Origin of the sequence: Streptomyces sp. NPDC085927 (assembly GCF_044540975.1) — a bacterium.
Taxonomy (GTDB): domain Bacteria; phylum Actinomycetota; class Actinomycetes; order Streptomycetales; family Streptomycetaceae; genus Streptomyces; species Streptomyces hirsutus.
In genome coordinates this window covers 92,016-109,870 of the sequence record NZ_JBITSN010000014.1, presented here as the reverse complement: position 1 = coordinate 109,870, position 17,855 = coordinate 92,016, and the positions used below count along the sequence as shown (strand labels likewise).

16 protein-coding genes, 1 tRNA gene, 1 pseudogene and 1 riboswitch are annotated in these 17,855 nt (G+C 70.6%); of the genes and pseudogenes, 5 read left to right on the top strand and 13 right to left on the bottom strand.

Annotated features, from left to right (window positions below):
• Positions 1–11: 11 nt before the first annotated feature.
• Together ACIF80_RS29210 and ACIF80_RS29205 are read right to left on the bottom strand one after the other, a co-directional pair.
• On the bottom strand, positions 12–1,505 hold the full coding sequence (locus ACIF80_RS29210; RefSeq protein ID WP_399810118.1) for an MFS transporter: 1,494 nt from the start codon (positions 1,503–1,505) through the stop codon (positions 12–14).
• A gap of 93 nt (positions 1,506–1,598) precedes the next feature.
• Positions 1,599–2,984: a DUF445 domain-containing protein gene (locus tag ACIF80_RS29205; RefSeq protein WP_399810116.1), complete on the bottom strand. Its 1,386-nt coding sequence runs from the start codon at positions 2,982–2,984 to the stop codon at positions 1,599–1,601.
• Positions 2,985–3,461: 477 nt separating this feature from the next.
• Between ACIF80_RS29205 and ACIF80_RS29200 the strand changes: the two genes are divergently transcribed.
• Positions 3,462–4,838 carry an SGNH/GDSL hydrolase family protein gene (locus ACIF80_RS29200; RefSeq protein ID WP_399810114.1) on the top strand — a complete coding sequence of 459 codons (1,377 nt, stop codon included), beginning with the start codon at positions 3,462–3,464 and terminating at the stop codon, positions 4,836–4,838.
• Between the two features lie 41 nt (positions 4,839–4,879).
• Here ACIF80_RS29200 and ACIF80_RS29195 read toward each other — a convergent pair whose 3' ends face one another.
• The 4 genes and pseudogenes from ACIF80_RS29195 to ACIF80_RS29180 form a co-directional block, all read right to left on the bottom strand.
• Positions 4,880–5,737: a DUF1707 domain-containing protein gene (locus ACIF80_RS29195; protein WP_399810113.1), complete on the bottom strand. Its 858-nt coding sequence runs from the start codon at positions 5,735–5,737 to the stop codon at positions 4,880–4,882.
• Positions 5,738–5,926: 189 nt separating this feature from the next.
• A pseudogene (locus tag ACIF80_RS29190) lies at positions 5,927–6,877 on the bottom strand (ATP-binding cassette domain-containing protein); the annotation flags it as partial.
• Between the two features lie 89 nt (positions 6,878–6,966).
• Positions 6,967–7,857, bottom strand: coding sequence for an ABC transporter permease (locus ACIF80_RS29185; protein ID WP_399810112.1), 891 nt, complete (start codon positions 7,855–7,857; stop codon positions 6,967–6,969).
• 19 nt (positions 7,858–7,876) lie between these two features.
• Positions 7,877–8,662 carry an ABC transporter permease gene (locus tag ACIF80_RS29180; RefSeq protein WP_399810263.1) on the bottom strand — a complete coding sequence of 262 codons (786 nt, stop codon included), beginning with the start codon at positions 8,660–8,662 and terminating at the stop codon, positions 7,877–7,879.
• A 409-nt stretch (positions 8,663–9,071) separates the two neighbouring features.
• On the opposite strand from ACIF80_RS29180, the gene ACIF80_RS29175 reads away from it, so the two are divergent.
• Positions 9,072–11,414 carry a transglycosylase domain-containing protein gene (locus tag ACIF80_RS29175; protein WP_399810110.1) on the top strand — a complete coding sequence of 781 codons (2,343 nt, stop codon included), beginning with the start codon at positions 9,072–9,074 and terminating at the stop codon, positions 11,412–11,414.
• Positions 11,415–11,462: 48 nt separating this feature from the next.
• On the opposite strand, the gene sugE is transcribed toward ACIF80_RS29175, so the two are convergent.
• The 3 genes from sugE to ACIF80_RS29160 form a co-directional block, all read right to left on the bottom strand.
• The gene (sugE, locus tag ACIF80_RS29170) at positions 11,463–11,783 is read right to left on the bottom strand and encodes a quaternary ammonium compound efflux SMR transporter SugE (protein ID WP_055597119.1); all 321 of its coding nucleotides are present in this window, start codon (positions 11,781–11,783) and stop codon (positions 11,463–11,465) included.
• A 57-nt stretch (positions 11,784–11,840) separates the two neighbouring features.
• Positions 11,841–11,900, bottom strand: a riboswitch (guanidine-III (ykkC-III) riboswitch).
• Positions 11,901–11,999: 99 nt separating this feature from the next.
• On the bottom strand, positions 12,000–12,356 hold the full coding sequence (locus tag ACIF80_RS29165) for a co-chaperone GroES (RefSeq protein ID WP_055597118.1): 357 nt from the start codon (positions 12,354–12,356) through the stop codon (positions 12,000–12,002).
• A 132-nt stretch (positions 12,357–12,488) separates the two neighbouring features.
• Positions 12,489–12,818 (bottom strand): DUF3618 domain-containing protein, encoded by a 330-nt coding sequence (locus ACIF80_RS29160; RefSeq protein WP_399810261.1) that lies wholly within the window; start codon positions 12,816–12,818, stop codon positions 12,489–12,491.
• A 153-nt stretch (positions 12,819–12,971) separates the two neighbouring features.
• On the opposite strand from ACIF80_RS29160, the gene bcp reads away from it, so the two are divergent.
• Both bcp and ACIF80_RS29150 read left to right on the top strand, forming a co-directional pair.
• Positions 12,972–13,439 (top strand): thioredoxin-dependent thiol peroxidase, encoded by a 468-nt coding sequence (gene bcp / locus ACIF80_RS29155; protein WP_399810108.1) that lies wholly within the window; start codon positions 12,972–12,974, stop codon positions 13,437–13,439.
• 170 nt (positions 13,440–13,609) lie between these two features.
• A tRNA-Leu gene (locus ACIF80_RS29150) sits at positions 13,610–13,693 on the top strand.
• A gap of 52 nt (positions 13,694–13,745) precedes the next feature.
• Here ACIF80_RS29150 and rdgB read toward each other — a convergent pair.
• The 4 genes from rdgB to ACIF80_RS29130 all read right to left on the bottom strand — a co-directional run bounded on the left by rdgB (position 13,746) and on the right by ACIF80_RS29130 (position 16,073).
• Positions 13,746–14,348, bottom strand: coding sequence for an RdgB/HAM1 family non-canonical purine NTP pyrophosphatase (gene rdgB / locus ACIF80_RS29145; protein ID WP_399810107.1), 603 nt, complete (start codon positions 14,346–14,348; stop codon positions 13,746–13,748).
• A 70-nt stretch (positions 14,349–14,418) separates the two neighbouring features.
• Positions 14,419–14,817, bottom strand: a complete 399-nt coding sequence (locus tag ACIF80_RS29140; protein WP_399810105.1) for a hypothetical protein — start codon at positions 14,815–14,817, stop codon at positions 14,419–14,421.
• 143 nt (positions 14,818–14,960) lie between these two features.
• Positions 14,961–15,698: a ribonuclease PH gene (gene rph, locus ACIF80_RS29135; RefSeq protein ID WP_399810103.1), complete on the bottom strand. Its 738-nt coding sequence runs from the start codon at positions 15,696–15,698 to the stop codon at positions 14,961–14,963.
• A gap of 141 nt (positions 15,699–15,839) precedes the next feature.
• Positions 15,840–16,073 (bottom strand): glucose PTS transporter subunit EIIB, encoded by a 234-nt coding sequence (locus ACIF80_RS29130; protein ID WP_399810102.1) that lies wholly within the window; start codon positions 16,071–16,073, stop codon positions 15,840–15,842.
• Between the two features lie 222 nt (positions 16,074–16,295).
• On the opposite strand from ACIF80_RS29130, the gene ACIF80_RS29125 reads away from it, so the two are divergent.
• Positions 16,296–17,603: a PTS transporter subunit EIIC gene (locus ACIF80_RS29125; RefSeq protein ID WP_399810100.1), complete on the top strand. Its 1,308-nt coding sequence runs from the start codon at positions 16,296–16,298 to the stop codon at positions 17,601–17,603.
• Positions 17,604–17,855: the final 252 nt, after the last annotated feature.

The window sequence follows — 17,855 nt, the reverse complement described above, 5'->3', positions numbered from 1 at the left end:
GGCCGGCCGTTTCACCCGCGCGTGCTCTCCGCCTTCGGTTCCGTGGCGGAGAGCGGGGTGGCGATGTCCTCCAGCGAACGGCGTTCCGCGTTCACCGCCAGGAACGCCGCCACCACACCGGCCGCGCACATCAGCCCGGCGCCGATCTGGAAGGCCAGGACCGTCTCGCCGACCACGCCGGACTCGGTCAGTTCGGCGAAGATCAGCGGGCCGCTGATACCGCCGGCGGCGGTGCCGACGGCGTAGAAGAAGGCGATGGCCATGGCGCGGGTCTCCATCGGGAAGATCTCGGAGACGGTCAGGTACGCGCTGGAGGCTCCCGCCGACGCGAAGAACAGCACCACGCACCAGCAGGCGGTCATGGTCGTGGCCGTGAGCGAGCCGTTGTCGAAGAGCCAGGCCGTGCCGAAGAGCAGGATGCCCGACAGCAGATACGTGCCCGAGATCATGATCCGGCGGCCGACCGTGTCGAAGAACTTGCCCAGGAACAGCGGGCCCAGGAAGTTGCCCGCGGCGATGACGGCGAAGTAGTAGCCGGTACTGCCGGTCGGCACGTCGAAGAAGGTGATGAGAATGGCGCCGAAGCCGAAGGTGATGGCGTTGTAGAGGAAGGCCTGGCCGATGAAGAGGGAGAGGCCGAGGATCGCGCGGCGCGGGTAGCGGCCGAAGACGGTCTTGGCGATCAGGCCGAAGCCGATGCTCTTGCGCTGGTGGATGGTGATCTCACCGGCGGGCGGTGGCAGCGGTTCCCCCTTCTCCTCCTCGATCTCCCGTTCGACGGACGACACGAGCGCGTCGGCCTTCTCGCCCTGGCCGTGGATGAACTGCCAGCGTGGGCTCTCCGGAACGTGCCGGCGGACCAGGAGGACGACCAGGCCGAGGACGACGCCGAGGGCGAAGCTGAGCCGCCAGCCGAGGTCCTTGGGGAAGATGTCGGTGTCCAGCATCACGATGGACAGCAGGGCGCCGCCGATCGCGCCGAGCCAGTAGCTGCCGTTGATGATGAGGTCGACCCGGCCCCGGTAGCGGGACGGGATCAGCTCGTCGATCGCGGAGTTGATGGCCGCGTACTCGCCGCCGATACCGAAGCCGGTGAGGAACCGGAAGAGGAAGAACCACCAGGTCTCGAAGGAGAGGGCGGTCAGCGCGGTCGCCCCCAGATAGACCATCAGCGTCGCCATGAACAGCTTCCGGCGGCCGTAACGGTCGGTCAGCCAGCCGAAGAACAGGGCCCCGGAGCACGCGCCCGCCACGTACAGGGCGGCGGCGAGACCCGTGATCTGGGCGGAGGTGATGTCCAGGCCGCTGCCTTCCTCGGCGATGCGGCCGGCGACGTTGCCGACGATCGTGACTTCCAGTCCGTCCAGGATCCAGACGGTGCCCAGGCCGATCACGATCATCCAGTGCCACCGTGACCAGGGCAGCCGGTCCAGACGGGCCGGGACGGCGGTGGTGACGGTTCCGGTGGAGGCGGCCACTGAGGCCGGCGACGATTCCCCTGTCATGGCTCCCTCTCCGTCGGGCGAATGCCTCCCTTGTGCCCTGGGCCGGGAGGAACACGCCCGCCGTTCCGGGAGGCAGGGCCCGCCGGGCGGGCCCTACGCGCCCAGCATGCGGGAGACCGTGTAGATCAGCAGCCCGGCGAGAGAGCCGACGACCGTGCCGTTGATGCGGATGAACTGGAGGTCGCGGCCGATGTTGGCCTCGATCTTCTTCGTCGTGTGCTCGGCGTCCCAGCCCGCCACGGTGTCCGTGATCAGGGAGGTGATCTCCCCCCGGTAGGTGGTGACGACGTACACCGCGGCGCTCTCCAGCCAGCCGTCGACCTTGCCCTGCAGCCTGGCGTCGGCCGACATGCGCGCGCCCAGTGACAGCAGCGAGGCGCGGACGCGCAGCCGCAGCTCGCTGCGCTCGTCCTCCGCCGCGGAGACGATCATGGATCGCACGGCCGTCCAGACGGACGCGATCAGGTCCTGGACCTCGTCGCGGCCGATGATCTCGCTCTTGAGGCGTTCGATCCGGGCGCGGGTCTCGGTGTCGGACTGGAGGTCGGAGGCGAAGTCGGTGAGGAAGCGGTCCAGGGCGCCGCGCGCGGGGTGGGCGGGCATGTCGCGCATCTCGGTGACGAAGCGCAGCAGCTCCTTGTAGACGCGGTCGCCGATCTTCCGGTCCACGAACCGCGGGGTCCAGCCGGGAGCGCCGCCCTGCACGGCGTCCATCACGGAGTCGCCGTGCGTCACGAGCCAGTCGTGGGCGCGGGTGAGGATGACGTCGACGGCCTTCTTGTGACCGCCGTCGGCGACGATCTTCTCCAGCATCTTGCCCATGCCGGGCGCGATCTCCTGGGCGTCCGCGCGGCGGGTGATCGCCTCGCCGACCACCGCCTGGACGTCGGAGTCGCGCAGGACGGTCAGCGCGCCGCGCAGGGCGGCCGACAACTCGGCGGTGACCCGGTCGGCGTGCTCGGGCACCGCCAGCCAGGCGCCGAGCCGGCTGCCGATGCCGACGGAGCGCAGCCGCCCGCGGACGACGTCCTCGGAGAGGAAGTTCTCGCCGACGAAGTCGCCCAGGGAGACGCCGAGCTGGTCCTTCTTGGTGGGAATGATCGCGGTGTGCGGGATGCGCAGGCCCAGCGGGTAGCGGAACAGGGCGGTCACGGCGAACCAGTCGGCGAGCGCGCCGACCATGCCCGCCTCCGCCGCCGCGGCGACGTAGCCCGCCCAGGCGCCGGCGCCCGCGTGGGACGCCCACTCGGCGAGGACGTACACCACGGCGACGAACAGCAGCAGCCCGGTGGCGATGAGCTTCATCTGGCGCACTCCGCGCCGCTTCTCCTCGTCCGCCGGACTGAACGTCGTCATCGTGCGGTGCGTGACACCGCCGGCGCGGGCCTGCGTACGCGGGCGCGGGCCGTCCCCACCTCCGTCTCCCGTGGCCGCGGTGCCCTCCGTGTCCGCGGTGTCCGTGGCGTCCGCCTCACTCATCCGCCCGATCCGTTCATTCGTTCCGTCCCGCTCCATCCGCTCCGCCCGTTCGGTGATCCCTCACACATTGTCCCTTCCTGACCGACTCCCGGAACGGAACAGGAGTTCCCGGCGTCTGTCCAATGGACGGCCCGACAGCTCCCCGATGAGCGCCCCGGCAGGGGAACCGGAGGGGGATTCCGCCCGGGGAGCAGGAGGAAAGCGGGAGGAGACCGGGGGGAATCAGGGGAAAATCAGGGGAAAATCAGGGCAATCCGCGGCGCGGGGCCGGGGTGGACCTCAGGGGGAAACCAGAGGGAAGTCAGGGGTGAAGCCGGGTGACTGCCCGCGCGATCCCAGTGGAATCCCGGCGAAGTCGCAGTGGGGTCACGGCCGGGCCCCGGCGGGGTCCTGTCGGACCGCCGTCCGTCCATGCCGCATCATGGGCTCATCCGTACGGAGTCTCGGACTCCGACCGTCCGAGGAGAACAGAACAGCATGACCGGGGGACGTGACGGGGGCGCGGGGGCGTCCACCGCGAAGTACCGCGCCCTGCTCGCCGCGGTGATCGCCGCGATCGTGGCGGTGTCCGCGGCCATATACGTCGGCGTGTCGTCCGACCTGTACGGCGACGGCACCAGAGAGCGTGACACCCTCGCCGACGGCCGCGACGGACGCCGGAACCCGGCCGCACCGGCCTCCACCGGCACCTGGGTCTCCTCCTGGTCGGCCTCCCCGGTCGGCGGCGAGCCCGGCACCGAGATGACCGGCCTCGCGGACCGCTCGCTGCGCAACGTCGTGCACACCAGCGTCGGCGGCACCGCCGCCCGGATCACCCTGTCCAACCTCTACGGCCAGTCCCCGCTCACCATCAGCCACGCCTCGATCGCCCTGTCCGCGGGCCGGGGCGACGCGGCGGCCCTCGCCGGCACCATGCGGCAGGTCACCTTCAAGGGGCGGACCACCGTCGTCGTCCCGGCCGGGGGCCAGGTGACGAGCGACGCCGTACGCCTCACCGTCCCGCACGACGGAGACGTGCTGGTCACCACGTACTCCCCCACCGGCTCCGGACCGGTCACCCGCCACACGTACGCACGCCAGACCTCGTACGCCGCCGTCGGCGAGCACACCGAGGACACGACCGGCACCGTGTACACCGAGGAGAGCGCCTTCTGGCGCTACCTGACCGGGCTGGACGTGCTGAGCAGGGACTCGGAGGGCACCGTCGTCGCCCTCGGCGACTCGCTCACCGACGGCAGCACCTCCACCGTCGGCGCCAACAACCGCTGGCCGGACATCCTGTCCGACCGGCTGCGCGAAGCGGCCGCGGCAGGACGGGACGTACCGCGCTACAGCGTCGTCAACGGCGGCATCAGCGGCAACCGCGTCCTCGCCGACGGCCTCGGCCGCCCCGCGGAGAACCCCAGCGCCCTGAACCGCTTCGACCGTGACGTCCTCGGCCGGACGAACGTCAAGGTCCTCGTCGTCGACCTCGGCATCAACGACATCCTGCGCGACCCGGACCTCGCCGACCCCGACGCGATCGTCGGCGGCCTGAAGACCCTCGTCGACCGGGCCCACGCCCGCGGGCTGAAGGTCGTCGGCGCGACCCTGATGCCGTTCGGCGGCCACCGCGGATACACCGACGCGCGCGAGACGGTGCGGCAGCGGATCAACGCGGAGATCCGCGCGGGGCGCGTCTTCGACGCCGTCGTCGACTTCGACCGGGCCCTGCGCGACCCGTACGACCCGCGCCGGCTGCGCTCCCTCTACGACTCGGGCGACCATCTGCACCCGAGCGACCGGGGGTACACGCGGATGGCCGAGACCCTCGACCTGGACGACCTGAAGGGCGGGGCGCCGGCGCAGCTGTAGGGAAGGGAGCGGCCGGCCGGCGGCCTGGCCAGTGGTTCCGGTCAGCGGTCCCGGTCGTGGCGGCGTTCGCCCTGCTCCTCGGCCCGTCGGCCGTGCGGGGACTCGAAGCCGAAGGAACCGTGACCGAAGCCGCCGTGGCCGTGGCCGAGGGCGGCCTGGCCGGACGAGGAGGCGCCCAGCTCATGGCGGTCCGCGTCGTCGTCCGCTCCCTCCCCGCGACGGTTCGCCCTGCGCTCCAGCTTCTCGCGGCGGCGCTCCTCGCGGAGCCGCTGCTTCTCCGCCCGGGGCAGCTTGCGCCTGACGCCGACACCGCCCCAGAAGGCGAAGCCCGAGACGACCACGCGCGGGGCGCCCGGCTCGCCCGGCACGCCCTCCTCACGGTGGTCGAAGCCGCCCATGACGCCGATGCCGCGGACGACGACCTCGACACCCGGCGGGACGATGACATCGATGCCGCCCATGATCGCGAACGCGTTGATCACGATCTCGCGGTCCGCGAAGTCCGCCTCGCGCAGATCGATCTCGCCGCCGCCCCAGAAGGCGAAGCAGGTGAACTTCCGCGGCGCCGTCCACCGGCCCTTGCGCTGGAACCCCGACATCACGGCGACGGCCCACGTCGACGGCGCGTCACCACCGACGCCCACCCGGCTCGCCCAATCGTCGCCCGGCTCGGGGGACTTCGTCAGGGAGACGACGGGAACGGACACGCCGGAGGCGGGCAGGTCGCGGGTGATCGGCTCGAGTTCCCGGTAGGTCCGCGCCTTGTACGTCGCGTCCAGCCGCTCCTCGAACTCCTCCATGTCCAGGCGCCCCTCGGCGACGGCGTCCCGCAGAACGGCGGCGACGCGCTCGCGGTCGGCATCGGAGGCGCGGAGGTCCGGGACTGCGTCGTCGGTCATACCCAGCAGCCTACGAGGTCCCCCTGCCGAGGGCTACGAGACCACCCGCCCGACGCCCTCGTCCCGGCCCTCCGGGGCGTCCCCGGCGACGGCCCCCCTCCCCTCCGCCCGCACCGTTCGCCCCACCCGTCCTGCCCGTCCTGCCTGCCCCGCCCGTCCTGCCTGCCCCGCCCGTCCTGCCTGCTCCACCCGTCCTGCCTGCTCCGCGTACATCTTCGCGATCACGGCCTCGATGTCCGGCTCCCGCACCGAAAGGTCCACCAGCGGGTACTCCGCCGCGATCCGCGCCACCAGCGGGGCCGCCGACTCCGCCGCCGGGAACGCCAGCCACTGCCTCGGCCCCTCCACCCGCACCACCCGCGCGGGCGCCGGCGCGTCGATGGGCGGCATCTCCCGTTCCAGGTCCACCACCAGCGTGCGTTCGCTCTCCCCCGCCCGGTGCAGGCCGGTGAGCGGACCGTCGTACATCAGGCGGCCGTGGTCGATGACCATCACACGCGAGCACAACTGCTCGATGTCCTGCAGGTCGTGCGTGGTCAGCAGCACCGTCGTGGCCCGCTCGGTGTTCAGCTCCCGCAGGAAGTCCCGCACCCTGGTCTTGGAGACGACGTCCAGACCGATGGTCGGCTCGTCCAGGTACAGCACCTCCGGATCGTGCAGCAGCGCCGCCGCGATGTCGCCGCGCATCCGCTGCCCCAGGGAGAGCTGCCGCACCGGCGTGTCCAGCAGGTCGCCCAGGTCGAGCAGTTCGACGAGCCGGTCCAGGTTCGCGCGATAACGGGCGTCGGGGATCCGGTACATGCGGTGCATCAGCCGGTACGAGTCGAGCAGCGGCAGATCCCACCACAGCGTCGTCCGCTGCCCGAACACCACCCCGATACGGTGCGCCAGCCGCATCCGCTCCCGGGTGGGGTCGATGCCGGCCACCCGCAGCCGGCCACCGCTGGGGGTGAGAATCCCGGTCAGCATCTTGATCGTGGTCGACTTGCCCGCGCCGTTCGGCCCGATGTAGCCGACCATCTCCCCGCGGGCCACGGAGAACGAGAGCGAGTCCACGGCCCGCACCCGCCGCCGCTCCCGCTTCAGGAACCCGGTCTTCTTCCGCACGTCGAAGACCTTCTCCACCCCTTCGAGGAGGATGAACTCCCGCTCGTCGCGGCCGGCCCCGCCGCCCTCGCTGCCGTTGCCGCTGCCGTCACTCCCGGCAGGTGCGCTGTCGTCGCCCACGGTCAACTCCCTGTACTCCGATACGAACGAAGCCCCGCCCGCCACGCCAGCCCCGCCAGCGCGCAGCACACCGCCGCCACCGGCGGTGCCATGAACGCCGCCCACTGCGGCAGGTCCAGCGGATACGGCCGCCCCAGCACGTAGGACGCGGGCACCCAGTTGACGAAGGCGAGCGGCAGCACGAACGTCACGCCGCGCACCAGTTCCTGCGCGAACACCACCGGCGGATACTGCAGCATCGTCTGACCGCCGTAGGTGAACGCGTTCTGCACCTCGGACGCGTCCTGCGCGACGAACTGGAAGGCCGCTCCCGCCACGAACACCGCGCAGAAGATCGCCGCGCCGCTGACCACCGTCACCGGCATCAGCAGCAGCTTCGGCACGGTCCAGACGATGTCCAGCGAGGCGACGGCCCAGCCGAGGACCAGCAGCCCCTGCAGCAGGCGCCCGACGCGGCGCAGCGCGAAGCGGTCCGCGGCGACCTGCGCGAGCACCGGCACCGGCCGCACCAGCAGCGTGTCGAGCGTGCCGTCCCGCACCCGGCGCCCCAGCCGGTCCATCGAGCCCAGCGTCAGGTCCGCGATGCCGAACGACACGATGGACAGGCCGTACAGGAAGGCCACCTCGGCCAGGGCGTGGCCGGCCAGCACGTCGACGTGCGAGAACATCAGCGCGATGCCGACGAAGTCAAGGCCGGTCACCACCACCCCGCCGATGGTCGTCAGTACGAACGACGTCCGGTACACCATGGTCGAGCGGATCCACATCCCCGCGATCAGCCCGTACGCGCGCACCCCCTGCACCAGCCCGGACCTCCGACCGGCCCCCCGATCGTCCCTCCGACCGGACCCCTCCCCGGCCCGGCCACCGGCCCGCCCGGCGATCTCAGCCACGCCGGGTCGCCCTCCGCCCTCAGCCACCCTGGACCACCACCCGCCGCGTCGCCGCCGACTGCAGCAGCCGCCCCGCCGTCAGCAGCGCCACCGCCCAGGCGCCCTGGAGCGCGAAGACCCGCAGCGCGCTCGTCTCCCCCATCAGGACGTCGGCCGGCCCCTGGAGCAGCGCCGCCCAGGGCAGCATCCGTACGACCTCGCCGAACGCGCCCGGGAACACGTTCAGCGGCAGCACCATGCCCGAGCAGAGCATCCCCACGATCATCAGCATCTGCATCGCCCCCGCACCGTCCATCAGCCAGAACGCGCTCAGCGCCACCAGGTAGCGGATCGCGTAACTGACCACCATCGCGAGCAGCACCGTCGTCAGGAAGGCGGCCCAGGTCGGCGGATCGTCCGGCAGCGCCACCGGGAAGACCGTCACCCCGAACAGGAAGGGGATCACACCCCGCCCCAGCAGCTGGAACACCGCCCGGCCCAGATCCTGCGCCAGCCACCACCCCTGCAGGTCGGCGGGCCGGTACAGGTCGATCGCGATGGCACCCGTACGGATCCGCTCCATCAGCTCGACCTCGAAGCCGCCGCCCTGGATGGCCAGCGTCGCGTACAGCGCCTGCCCCAGCCACACGTACGTGACCGCCTGCGCCTGCCCGTATCCCCCGAGGTCCGGCCGCTCGTTCCACAGCGCCAGATAGGTGTACACGAGGATCAGGCCGAAGACGGTGTTGGTGAACACCCCGGCCGCCGTCGCCGCCCGGTACGTCGCGTACCGCCGGAAGCCGCCCACCGCGACCACCCCGTACAACCGGGCCGACGACCGGACCGACGACCAGGCCGACAACCGGGCCGAGTCTCCCCCCACAACCCGCCTCCGGTTCCCGCCGCGCCCGGCGTCGCTCTCCTCCGGCGTCCTCGCCGACGTCCAACCGCATGAACCTAGTACCGGCAGCCGAGGCCCTGCCAGGCATTTTCCGGCTGCCGAGGGCCATACGTGTGAGAAGCCGTACAGCGGGCCGACACGCGTCGCCGACGGGAACGGGCCCGCCGGATGCGACAGTCTTCTCCAAGGGGACGCACGACGCGTACACGCACGCACCACGTGTACCGGCCGAATCAGCCGTAACAGCTGAACCGGCCGTAACAGGTGTAACGGCAGTAACGGCCGCAATGGCCGTACCCTCAGAAAAAAGGCGAAACAGGAGTCCGTGCACGACATGAGCGACGAGCCGCAGCCCCAGCAGCCCGCCGAGGGCAAGCGCAAGCGCACCGGATGGCGCCGGATCGTCCCCACCTGGCGGACGACGCTGGGCGCCTTCCTCCTCGGCGCACTCCTGCTCACCGGTGGTTTCTTCCTCGGCTACCACCTCGTGCACATCCCGTCCGCCAACGCCCTCGCGATCAAGCAGGCCAACGTCTACCTGTACGCCGACGGCTCCGTCATCGCCCGGGACGGCGAGGTCAACCGGGAGAACGTCGGCCTCGGCCGGATCTCCAAGGACGCGCAGCACGCCGTCCTCGCCGCCGAGGACCGCGACTTCTACACCGAGTCCGCCGTCGACCCCCAGGCCATGGTCCGCGCCGCCTGGAACACCGCCACCGGCAAGGGCAAGCAGTCCGGCTCCACCATCACCCAGCAGTACGTGAAGAACTACTACCTCCAGCAGGAGCAGACCGTCACCCGCAAGGTGAAGGAGTTCTTCATCGCGATCAAGCTGGACCGCGAGCAGACCAAGGACAAGATCCTCGAGGGCTACCTCAACACCAGCTACTTCGGCCGCAACGCCTACGGCATCCAGGCCGCCGCGCAGGCCTACTACGGCATGGACGCCCAGGACCTCGACGCCGGCCGCGCCGCCTACCTCGCCGCCCTGGTCAACGCCCCCAGCCAGTACGACGTCGTCTCCCACCCGGAGAACCGCCCCGCGGCCGAGGCCCGCTGGAACTACGTCCTGGACGGCATGGTCGAGAAGGGCTGGCTGAGCGAGACCCGGCGCGCCGGCCTGAAGTTCCCCCCGCCCAAGGAGAGCACCAACTCCACCGGCATGTCCGGCCAGCGCGGCTACATCGTGCGGACCATGAAGGACCACCTCATCCAGAACAAGATCGTGGGCGAGGAGGAACTCGACGCGGGCGGCTACCGCATCACCACCACCCTCCAGAAGGACAAGCAGAACGCCTTCGTCGACGCCGTCAACGACAACCTGATGGACCGGCTCGACCAGAAGCAACGCAAGGTCGACACGTACGTCCGCGCGGGCGGCACCGCCGTCGAACCGAAGACCGGCAAGGTCCGCGCCATGTACAACGGCATCGACTACGTCAAGCAGTACACCCCCAACGCCACCCGCCGGGACTACCAGGTCGGCTCCATCTTCAAGCCGTTCGTGTTCGCCGCCGCCGTCGAGAACGGGTCCAGCACCCAGGACGGCCTCCCCATCACCCCCAACACCGTCTACGACGGCACCAACAAACGCCCCGTCCAGGGCTGGCCCGGCGGCCTCTACGACCCCGCCAACGAGGACGACCGCTCGTACGGCGACATCACCGTCCGCGAGGCCACCGACAAGTCCGTCAACGCCGTCTACGCCCAGATGGCGGTCGACGTCGGCTCCGACAAGGTCCAGCAGACCGCCATCGACCTCGGCCTCCCCTCCACCACACCCGAACTGACCCCCTCCCCCTCCATCGCCCTCGGCGTGGCCACCGCCAGCACCCTGGACATGGCCGAGGCGTACGCGACCCTCGCCAACCACGGCGTGCACAGCGACCCCGTCCTGATCGAGAAGATCACCAAGGACGGAAAGGAAACCGTGCCGCTGCCCGAACACAAGAGCCAACGAGCGGTCAGCCGCGAAGCCGCCGACACCACCACCGCCGTCCTGCGCGGCGTCGTCCAGAACGGCACCGCGGCCGCCGCCCTGGGCGCGGGCCGCCCCGCCGCCGGCAAGACCGGCACCGCGGAGGAGGACAAGGCCGCCTGGTTCGCCGGCTACACCCCCGAACTCGCCACCGTCGTCGCGGTCATGGGCCAGAACCCGGACACCGCCGCACAGGAGAAGCTGTACGGCGCGATGGGCCTGCCCCGCATCAACGGCGGCGGGCCCCCCGCCGAGATCTGGGCCCAGTTCACCCGGGAGGCACTGCAGGGCGAGCCCGTCAGTGACTTCGACCTCGAACTGCAGGCGGACGCCGAACGGACCGCGCCGCCGACCGCCGGCACCGGTTCCCGTCCCCCCACGACCACCCCGGGCGACGGCACACCCACCGCCCCCGGACCGGACGAGAACACGAGCCGGAACCCGGGCCCGGACGACAGCACCGGCGAGGGCCGCACCGGAGGCGGGGCCAACGAAGGCACCGGCGGCGACACCACCACCGGCGGCACGGACGACGACGCCTCCACCGGCGGCACCACGGACGGAACCACCGGCGGCGGCACCACCGGCGGCACGGGCAGCGGCGGAACCGGAGGGAGCGGCACGACCGACGGGGAGAACCCCGGCACGGGCAGCCGCGGCGGCCTCGCCGGCTTCATCCCACGCCCCCGCGGAGAGTGACCGCGGGGGCGTGACCGCTGGGCGTGACCGCGCTCAGCGATCAGCCACTCAATGCCCCGACGTCGCCTTCAGCCCCACCACGGCGACCACCAGCAGGCACACGAAGAAGATCCGGGCGGCGTTCACCGGCTCCCCCAGCACCACCATGCCCAGCACCGCCGCCCCGGCGGCACCGATCCCCACCCACACGCCGTACGCCGTACCGATCGGCAGCGTCTTCGCCGCGTACGACAGCAGCACCATGCTCGCCACGATGCCGGCACCGGTGAGCACGCTGGGAACCAGCCGGGTGAAACCCTCGGTGTACTTCATCCCGATCGCCCAGCCGACCTCGAGCAGACCGGCAACGATCAACAGAACCCACGCCACGACAGGCACCTCCGGAACACACGTCGACGATTCGTCGAATCGTCGGATCCAAACGGGAGTGCGTCGTCTTTGCCTCACCCCGGTACGGCGCGTCTCGTCGGGGCCCAGTGGGTCCCCCCACTCTAAAGCCCTGGCCAGGACGGCCGGAAGGGCTGGTGACCATGGTCACCAGCCCTTCCGGCCACCACCACGGCAACGCCGCGACGGCCCACGGGTCTACAGGTACAGGCCCGTCGAGTCCTCCGACCCCTCGAAGCGGTCCGCGGCCACGGCGTGCAGATCACGCTCCCGCATCAGCACGTACGCGGTGCCCCGCACCTCGACCTCCGCACGGTCCTCCGGGTCGTACAGCACCCGGTCACCCGTCTCCACCGTCCGGACGTTCTGCCCCACCGCGACGACCTCGGCCCAGGCCAGCCGGCGGCCGACCGCCGCCGTCGCGGGAATCAGGATGCCGCCCCCGGACCGCCGCTCGCCCTCACTCGCGTCCTGCCGCACCAGTACGCGGTCGTGCAGCATCCGGATGGGCAGCTTGTCGTGCCGGGGGTCGTGCTCGTTCTTCTTCGCGCTCACGCCTGAAACCTACCTGCCTTGGCCACGGCCGTACGCGATCGGGTCCACGTACGCCCCGGCCCGAGTACGAGTCCTGGTACGAGTCCTGGTACGGAGACGGATACGAGTATGGATACGGGTCCGAGTTACGGATCAGCGCCTGCGCCGACGCGACCCCAGAGCCAGCAGCCCCACCACACCCACCAGCACCACCGCGGCCGGCACGACCCGCTCCAGCCGCGGCGCGCCGTTCAGGTCCACGAACTGCGCCTTGACGTCACTCACCACACGATTCACGCCGACATACGCCCTGCCGAGCGTGTGATCGATGTGGGAGGCGACCCTGGCCTTCGCGTCCCCGACGACCGTCTTCGGATGCACCCGCACGCCGATCTCGTCCAGGGTCTCGGCCAGCACCGCGCGCCGGCGCTTGATGTCCGCCTCGATCTCCGCCGGGGTTCTGGTGTCCGCCGTGTCCGCCACCGTGTCGCCTCCGAAATCCGCTGAAACCATAAAAGCCGTACCTGTGCCGGACAGTCTGTCAGCTTCACGCCGCGCTGCACGGTCAGGGCACCCGGTTACCCTCGATCCCGGCACCCGATCCCCCCAGCGTGTACGTACGAGGAGACCAGACCGATGAGCGAACGCCTCGAGCCCGGAGCCACGGCCCCCGCCTTCACCCTGCCCGACGCCGACGGCAACGAGGTGTCCCTGGCCGACCACAAGGGCCGCAAGGTCATCGTCTACTTCTACCCGGCGGCACTCACCCCCGGCTGCACCAAGCAGGCCTGCGACTTCACCGACAACCTCGACCTGCTGACCGGCGCGGGCTACGACGTCATCGGCATCTCCCCCGACAAGCCCGAGAAGCTCGCCACGTTCCGCGAGAAGGAGTCCCTGAAGGTCACCCTCCTCGCTGACCCCGACAAGCAGGTCCTGGAGGCGTACGGCGCCTTCGGCGAGAAGAAGCTGTACGGCAAGACCGTCGTCGGCGTGATCCGCTCCACGATCGTCGTCGACGAGGAGGGCAAGGTCGAACGCGCCCTCTACAACGTCAAGGCCACGGGCCACGTGGCCAAGATCATCAAGGATCTGGGCGTCTGACCCGAAGCACCCCCGAACGGCCCGTACCGGCAACCCGGTACGGGCCGTTCCGCATGACGACCGGCGCGAGAACTTGTGGTTGCTGTGCCCCAACTGCCATGCGATCACCAGCACGTGGTGCAGGGGAGGCGCCAGGCGGTGCACGACCCCCGGTACGATGACAGGCACCAGCGGCGGTGGCGCAACGGCGACGCGGCAGACTTAGGATCTGTGGCCCTTGATCGGGCTTGAGGGTTCGAATCCCTTCCGCCGCACACTAACGGCCTGCGAATCGAAGGATGATGCGCAGGCCGTCGTCATGCGCACTCACCCCAGCAGCTCCCGCACCGCCGGTACCAGCGCGCGGAAGGCCTTGCCTCGGTGACTGATGGCGTTCTTCTCCGCCGCCGAAAGCTCGGCGCAGGTGCGGGTTTCGCCGTCCGGCTGGAGGATCGGGTCGTAGCCGAAGCCGCCGGTGCCGGCCGGGGTGTGGCGCAGGGTGCCCTTCAGCCGGCCTTCGACGACGCGTTCCGTGCCGTCGGGGAGGGCCAGGGCGGCGGCGCAGGCGAAGTGGGCGCCGCGGTGGGTGTCGGCGATGTCGGAGAGCTGGGCCAGGAGCAGGTCGAGGTTGGCCCGGTCGTCGCCGTGGCGGCCCGCCCAGCGGGCGGAGAAGATGCCGGGGGCGCCGCCGAGGACGTCGACGCAGAGGCCGGAGTCATCGGCGACGGCGGGGTGGCCGGTGGCGCGGGCGAGGGCGTGGGCCTTGAGGAGGGCGTTCTCGGCGAAGGTGGTGCCGGTTTCCTTGACGTCGGGGACGTCGGGGTAGGCGTCGGCGCCGACGAGTTCGTGGGGCAGTCCGGCTTCGGCGAGGATCGACCGCAGTTCGGTGATCTTTCCGGCGTTGCGGGTGGCGAGGATCAGGCGGGTCATGGGGTCCAGTATTCCTGGCCCCGTTCCTGGCCCCGTCCCGCCGACCGCTCCCCGCCGTGTCCTGAGGGTCCTACGGGGTGCAGACCTTCGTCAGTTCGCCGGCCGCGTCGGTGACGGGGCTGAGGTCGGGGGTGGTGTCGCCGTTCTCGACGGAGGTGCGGACGTTGCCGACGGCCTTGTCCAGGTCGTCGACGGCCTTGCCGACGTCGGCGTTGTCGGTCTGGTCGCCTATCTCGCCGAGGTTCTGGTCGATGGAGTCGAGGGACTCCTCGAGCTGGGTGGCGTCGTTGGAGGCGTTCTCGACGGCCTGCTGGAGTTCGGTGACGCTGTCGGCGATGGCGTCGGCGGTCCGGACGCAGTCGAGCGCCTTGTCGACGGCACCGCAGCCGGTGGTGAGTCCGGCGGTGAGGGCGACTGCCGCCAGTGTGGCGGCGACGGCTGTGGTGCGGCGTCGGCGGCTCGCGGCCATGGAACGGTCCCTCCCTGTGGGGCCGGGTGGCCCTCGTCGCTGGCCGGGTGTGCGGAGTCGGTCCGTCCGTACGCCCGTACCTCTACAGACGCGGGGGTGGCCGGCGCGGTTGCCCGCGTCGGCCACGTCCTTTGGTACGTCCTTTACCTTTCGAGGACGCTATCAAGTGCGGTGCGCTGCGCGGTAGTCAGTTCGGCACAGCCGGCGAGGGCGAGGTCGAGGAGGGTGTTCAGTTCGGTCCGGTCGAAGGGCGCGGCCTCGGCGGTGCCCTGGACTTCGACGAAGCGGCCGTCGCCGGTGCAGATGACGTTCATGTCGGTGTCGGCGCGGACGTCCTCCTCGTAGCAGAGGTCGAGGAGGGGGACGCCGCCGACGATGCCGACGGAGACGGCGCTGACGGTGCCGGTGAGGGGCTGGCGGCTGGCGCGGATGAGCTTGTTGTCCCTGGACCAGTTGATGGCGTCGGCGAGGGCGACGTAGGCGCCGGTGATGGCGGCGGTGCGGGTGCCGCCGTCGGCCTGGAGGACGTCGCAGTCGAGGACGATGGTGTTCTCGCCGAGTTGCTTGTAGTCGATGACGGCGCGCAGGGACCGGCCGATGAGGCGGCTGATCTCGTGGGTGCGTCCGCCGATGCGGCCCCGGACGGATTCGCGGTCGCCGCGCGTGTTGGTGGCGCGGGGGAGCATCGAGTACTCGGCGGTCACCCAGCCCTCGCCGCTGCCCTTGCGCCAGCGGGGGACGCCCTCGGTGACGGAGGCGGTGCAGAGGACCTTGGTGTCGCCGAAGGAGACGAGGACGGAGCCTTCGGCGTGCTTGCTCCAGCCGCGTTCGATGGTGACCGGGCGGAGTTGTTCGGGGGTGCGGCCGTCGATTCGAGACATGGTGTCGAGCCTAGCCGTATACGGGAGGGGCCCCTTCCCCGTGCGGCGGGTGCGCTGCCGCCGGGAAGGGGCCCTCGGGTGCCGGGAGTTCCCGGTGCCGTGGATCTCCGGATGCTCCGGGTGTTCAGGAGGTTCCGGTGGTCACATCATGTCTTCGATCTCGGCCGCGAGGGGGTCGGCGTCGGTGCCGATGACGACCTGGACGGCGGTGCCCATCTTGACGACGCCGTGGGCGCCGGCGGACTTCAGTGCGGCGTCGTCGACCTTGGAGGGGTCGATGACTTCGGTGCGGAGGCGGGTGATGCAGCCTTCGATCTCTTCGATGTTGTCGATGCCGCCGAGCCCGGCAACGATCTTCTCAGCCTTGGTGGCCATGTTCGCTCTCCCTGATCCGAACCGCTTTTGTCGCAGTAACCCACAGTTGGCCCATCTTCGCGAGCGGTCGTGCCGTCTGTGCCGAAGGATGGCGTCACGACAGCGGAACCGTCTCCAACTGGTCTACACCACCGGGGGGACCGTCGCCAAACCCTTCCGTCGAACCCTCCCGGCAGACCTCCTCGTGAGCTTCCCAGTCAGCCTCCCAGTGAAGGGGACCGGATGAGTACGCAGAGTTCCGCCGGCGCCGGTCCCGAGGCCGGTCCCCTGCGTGAGCGCCGGCAGCGTCTGTTCCAGGGTCTGCAGAAGATGGGCCGCAGTCTGCAGCTGCCGATCGCGGTGCTGCCGGCGGCGGGCATCCTCAACCGGCTGGGCCAGCCGGACGTGTTCGGGGACGACGGTCTGGGCTGGACGAACGTCTCCAAGGTGATGGTGGGCGCGGGCGGTGCGCTGCTGGACGGTTCGCTGGGGCTGCCGCTGCTGTTCTGCGTCGGTGTGGCCATCGGCATGGCGAAGAAGGCGGACGGGTCGACGGCGCTGGCGGCGGTGGTGGGGTTCCTCGTCTACTACACGGTGCTGCGTCAGTTCCCGCTGGACTGCCCGGAGGGCTCGAAGGCGGTTCCGAATGTCGGCTGTCAGGTGACGGACGGGACGGTGACGGTTTTCGAGTACCAGAATCCCGGGGTGTTCGGCGGCATCGTCATCGGTCTGATGGCGGCGTCCTTCTGGCAGCGGTTCCACCGGACGAAGCTGGTGGACTGGCTGGGCTTCTTCAACGGCCGGCGGCTCGTGCCGATCATCATGGCGTTCGCTGCGATCGTGTTCGCCGCCCTGTGTCTGTGGATCTGGCCGCCGATCGGTGCGGCGCTGGAGAGTTTCAGTGACTGGATGGTGGGTCTGGGCGCGTGGGGTGCGGGCGTGTTCGGCGTCGCGAACCGGGCGCTGCTGGTGGTGGGGCTGCACCAGTTCCTGAACGTGCCGGTGTGGTTCCAGTTCGGCAGTTACACCAAGCCGGACGGGACGGTGGTGCACGGTGACATCAACATGTTCCTGGCGGGCGACCCGGACGCCGGGCAGTTCCTCTCCGGGTTCTTCCCGATCATGATGTTCGCGCTGCCGGCGGCGGCGCTGGCGATCACGCACTGCGCGAAGCCGGCGCGCCGCAAGGAGGTCGGCGGCCTGATGCTGTCGGTGGCGCTGACGTCGTTCGTCACCGGTATCACGGAGCCGCTCGAGTACTCGTTCCTGTTCGTCGCGCCGGCGCTGTACGTGGTGCACGCGGTGCTGACGGGTGTGTCGATGGCGGTGACGTGGGGGCTGGGGGTGCACGACGGGTTCAGCTTCTCGGCGGGGCTGATCGACTACGTCATCAACTGGAACCTGGCGACCAGGCCGTGGGCGATCATCCCGATCGGGCTGTGTTTCGCGGTGGTGTACTACGTGATCTTCCGGTTCGCGATCACGAAGTTCGATCTGAGGACTCCGGGCCGGGAGCCGGAGGAGGAGGTGGAGGACACCACCAAGGCCTGACCGCGGTGCCGCCCGCTGGAGCCGCGCGGGCGGAGGCGCCGCCTGCGGAGGTGCCGCCCGCGGAGGTGCCGCCTGCGGGCATCGCGTTTCCGGGCGTCGTCTCCTAGTCTGGAACCGGTCGTCCAAGCCCTCGGACCGTGGTCCGGGGGCCTTTCGGTGCGCCCGGAGGACCGGGGAGGAACAGCCGCGGGGCAGGCACGGAGTGTAGTCCTCCGGTTGCGGAATCCGAGGGTTCCTTATATCGCCTTCATC

Coding starts and splice junctions, on each gene's coding strand:
- ACIF80_RS29175 (WP_399810110.1), top strand. CDS start 9,072: ATGAGCGACGAGCCGCAGCCCCAGCAGCCCGCCGAGGGCAAGCGCAAG.
- ACIF80_RS29195 (WP_399810113.1), bottom strand. CDS start 5,737: ATGACCGACGACGCAGTCCCGGACCTCCGCGCCTCCGATGCCGACCGC.
- ACIF80_RS29205 (WP_399810116.1), bottom strand. CDS start 2,984: ATGAGTGAGGCGGACGCCACGGACACCGCGGACACGGAGGGCACCGCG.
- rph (WP_399810103.1), bottom strand. CDS start 15,698: ATGTCTCGAATCGACGGCCGCACCCCCGAACAACTCCGCCCGGTCACC.
- ACIF80_RS29210 (WP_399810118.1), bottom strand. CDS start 1,505: ATGACAGGGGAATCGTCGCCGGCCTCAGTGGCCGCCTCCACCGGAACC.
- ACIF80_RS29130 (WP_399810102.1), bottom strand. CDS start 16,073: ATGGCCACCAAGGCTGAGAAGATCGTTGCCGGGCTCGGCGGCATCGAC.
- rdgB (WP_399810107.1), bottom strand. CDS start 14,348: ATGACCCGCCTGATCCTCGCCACCCGCAACGCCGGAAAGATCACCGAA.
- ACIF80_RS29125 (WP_399810100.1), top strand. CDS start 16,296: ATGAGTACGCAGAGTTCCGCCGGCGCCGGTCCCGAGGCCGGTCCCCTG.
- ACIF80_RS29200 (WP_399810114.1), top strand. CDS start 3,462: ATGACCGGGGGACGTGACGGGGGCGCGGGGGCGTCCACCGCGAAGTAC.
- ACIF80_RS29140 (WP_399810105.1), bottom strand. CDS start 14,817: ATGGCCGCGAGCCGCCGACGCCGCACCACAGCCGTCGCCGCCACACTG.
- bcp (WP_399810108.1), top strand. CDS start 12,972: ATGAGCGAACGCCTCGAGCCCGGAGCCACGGCCCCCGCCTTCACCCTG.